Below are 3,457 nucleotides of genomic sequence, written 5' to 3' on the forward strand. Positions count from 1 at the left end.
ACAGGAAATGGATGGGCATCAAAGGTGCCACAGGCTAGTTGTGCCTTGACACCGAGGGAGCGTCTATATATGTCCTATTAGTTCCCATGATGCCCACAATGGCTGCTGGTTGCCTTCCAGAACGAAATACACTGGGCATCAGCCATACCCAAAAGCGGTACCGCATAGTCGCATTCATCGGCATAATTATTATGCTTGGTTAAGTATCCGGTTTGCCGGTGTATTTAATGAGCAGGTCATGCGTTCAAGGTTATTAGCTACGCGTAGCGATCTATTACATGCAACTTTCCCAAAAGAAGTGATGCTCCCAAAAGGCCAATGGAACGAACCATATGACAACCTTCCGCTTGCTGAATAATGTAAAAAGTTACCACGAAGCCTTTATCGATTTCCGCGCAATGAGAAAGCAGCTTGATGATGTAAAAGTATGGTTTTCACAAAAAAATGAAACGCTTCTTAATCGCTTAAAATCGGAGTGGAAGCCCGTTTCGGTAACCTTTGAATCAGATAAGAAGACCAACAAAATACCAGATATATCAGTATGGAATTATTCATGTCTGGTACTAAGCGACAGAGCCAAGATAGCATTAGAAAGCATCTTGAAAAATACAGGTGAATTCCTACCCTTAGAAGATGGATGTTGGCTTTTCAACTGTTTGGACACCATTGATGGCACCTCTATAGAGGCTAATGGTTCTAAATTCAAGATAGATACAGAGGAATCTCTTCATATACCAGAGACTCTCAATCTTAGACCAGAGAAAATATCTGGAAAGGTTTTGTTTAAACCTGGCTTTGCGCACAATAGTTTTTTGATATGCAGTGCTGAATTCAAGGATACTGCTACCAGAGAAGAGCTCGGAGGTATTACTTTCGAAGAAGATCTTGCCAAGATATTTTTGTAATAGCACTCCCCCAGATCCAGAACACCCTCGTTAATACTCCAAGAAAGCGGTCGCCGAGCCTATACGGACACCCACACCTTTTAGCCGGTCACAAACGCTGCTTACTACCTGCCCCCAAACCCTATCCACAAAAAAGGCCGAATAATCGGCCTTTTCGTCAAACAACTCAGGGTTCTTAGAGTGAGTGTCCTACTCTCCTTTTAGTTACTCTTCATCATATTTCCCGCCGGTTTCCTCAGCATAACGACGCAATACTTGCTCTTTAGCCGCCAATTCCTGAGGACTCAGATTCAAGCGAAGAGAATCAATAATGTTCGAAGCCCGGTCCGTCAACTCACCCATCAGAAACCGGCCATATCCAGGTGCCTGAGCCTGATAAATTTCGACCACAAGAGCGTACTCCGAGGATAAAGTAAGCAAACTATAGTCGATCAATTCCCGACCGCTAGATTTCATAATACAAACACGTCTATATTCGGTGCGCTGATGATCACCAGGCGCACCCAGCAATCCACCTGACATTTTGGTAACTTTTTCGTTCTCTCTTAAACAGGAACTACGGCCGTCAAAATCTGGAAGAGGAAATTTTTTCGTCAAGTAATCGTAAACATGCAGGGAGTCTTCATCTGTTTCTTTAGGAACATGAATCAGCCATACACGAAGTGAGGTAACTGCAATATACTTCAGTCTAAAAACCTTTCCCCAATGAGACCATTCACGATAAAAAATTTCTTGTCCATTATACCCGGGCTGATTTAGTCGAAAATTATCACCAAGTTGATTTGGCTTAGTTTCTGTCTCATCGACTAGTGCTTGATATACCCCAGAGTTTGAACTCCAGAAATAAGCATTAGGACAATAGAAACTCAATTCAGATCCCGATATATTTATGGTTACAGAATCGATTGGTGGACACCATGGATTGTCATCTGTCGCAAATAGTCGTCTTATTAAGTTCATCCTTTAACCCCGATAGTCATTCAACATTTCCCAATGCACTGACATTAACACCGATTGGAATATTCAATCCACAACATACTAAATTGACAGAGCAGTTAAAGCGTATACAGGCCTTTACGGATGGAGCCTATACGCAGCCTATACGGACACCCACCCTAACACCGCAGCCTATACGTACAGCCTATACGGACACCCACCCTAACACAATCTTCTGGAGCCTATACAGACACCCACCCTGGAGCCTATACGGACACCCACCCTAACACAATCTTCTGATTGTGCTGTTTCAATTCAGCACCTACGCTGATCATCTGGATTCATGGAAGGAATCACTATGCCCAAGCCAAGGAAGCAGCAAGTATCAGTCGAGGCTACGCCCTACTACCACTGCGTATCACGTTGTGTCAGAAGAGCCTTTCTGTGTGGAACAGATACTTCAACCGGAGAATCCTACGAACATCGTCGTGGCTGGCTTGAGAACAAACTCTTAGAGCTGCCGCACACCTTCGCCATCCAAATTGCGGCCTACGCCATCATGAGCAACCACTATCACGTGGTGCTTTATGTCGATTCCGAAGCGAGCAAGTTATGGAGCAATAACGATGTTGTTGAACGCTGGCATTCGATATTTAAGGGCAACCTTTTGTCTCAGCGTTTCATGCGCGGTGATGAATTGAATAAAGCCGATCTGGCCAGGCTACAGATATACATCACTGAATGGCGTTCACGATTAACCGACATAAGCTGGTTTATGCGAGTGCTGAATGAATCTATCGCTCGCGAAGCCAATTTCGAAGACGACTGCACCGGCAGGTTCTGGGAAGGTAGATTCAAATCACAGGCACTATTGGATGAAGCCGCCCTCGCAGCCTGCATGGCCTACGTTGACCTTAACCCGGTTCGGGCAGGGATGGCCAAAACCCCAGAGGCATCGGCCCATACGTCGGTTAAAGCGAGAGCAGAAAAAGCGAAATCCACAAAGGCTGCAAACCACATTTACCAACAGCCAAAAGAGTTATTGCCATTTGCTGGCAACCCTCGTCAGGACATGCCGCAAGGTATTGCAATGAAACTGACGGATTACCTTGAGTTAGTCGATGCTACCGGGCGTATTATCCGCGATGATAAACGCGGATATATCCCGGAAAACTCTGCAAAGATTCTGGACCGGCTGGGGTTGGATGAAGATCGCTGGCTAAGCATGACTCAGAACTTCGAAAACACATTCAGCACCTTCGCCGGTAACGAAGGAAAACTACGATCAGTATGCGAAAGAATGAATTACCGACGACCACCGGGACTGAATCGCTGTAGAACAGCATTCGGCTGAAGCTACTTTCCCCTCCATTCGAAACGGATTAGGCAAGCCTGAGAGGCAGACGTGCCTGCAAGCCAGATGATCAGGGGCTTATTTCAGCAGTAAGTATCAGTCCAACTTCCAACCTGCTGACGAGCGTAGCTTCGTGCTCAAATACCAAGAACTTCTGGCTTTAAATCCAATGCTCTTAGAGTGGGTGATGGGATGGACGCTCCCCATTCATCACCAGCGTCAAAAGCGCTAAAGTTTTAATGCGAACTAAAACTTAAAAACG

3 protein-coding genes are annotated in these 3,457 nt (G+C 45.4%); 2 read left to right on the top strand and 1 reads right to left on the bottom strand.

From position 1 onward, the window contains the following. Positions 1-332: 332 nt before the first annotated feature. Complete coding sequence (locus I9W95_RS12005) at positions 333-905, top strand: imm11 family protein (protein WP_225675192.1); 573 nt, start codon at positions 333-335, stop codon at positions 903-905. 204 nt (positions 906-1,109) lie between these two features. Here I9W95_RS12005 and I9W95_RS12010 read toward each other — a convergent pair whose 3' ends face one another. Then, positions 1,110-1,865, bottom strand: a complete 756-nt coding sequence (locus I9W95_RS12010) for a hypothetical protein (RefSeq protein WP_225675195.1) — start codon at positions 1,863-1,865, stop codon at positions 1,110-1,112. Between the two features lie 334 nt (positions 1,866-2,199). On the opposite strand from I9W95_RS12010, the gene I9W95_RS12015 reads away from it, so the two are divergent. Further along, the gene (locus I9W95_RS12015) at positions 2,200-3,195 is read left to right on the top strand and encodes a transposase (protein ID WP_225675197.1); all 996 of its coding nucleotides are present in this window, start codon (positions 2,200-2,202) and stop codon (positions 3,193-3,195) included. Positions 3,196-3,457: the final 262 nt, after the last annotated feature.

It is taken from the genome of Thalassolituus marinus (genome assembly GCF_020320395.1).
GTDB lineage: Bacteria > Pseudomonadota > Gammaproteobacteria > Pseudomonadales > Oceanobacteraceae > Venatoribacter > Venatoribacter marinus.

Excerpts from the sequence above, each read along its gene's own strand:
- I9W95_RS12005 (WP_225675192.1), top strand. The coding sequence starts at position 333 with ATGACAACCTTCCGCTTGCTGAATAATGTAAAAAGTTACCACGAAGCC.
- I9W95_RS12010 (WP_225675195.1), bottom strand. The coding sequence starts at position 1,865 with ATGAACTTAATAAGACGACTATTTGCGACAGATGACAATCCATGGTGT.
- I9W95_RS12015 (WP_225675197.1), top strand. The coding sequence starts at position 2,200 with ATGCCCAAGCCAAGGAAGCAGCAAGTATCAGTCGAGGCTACGCCCTAC.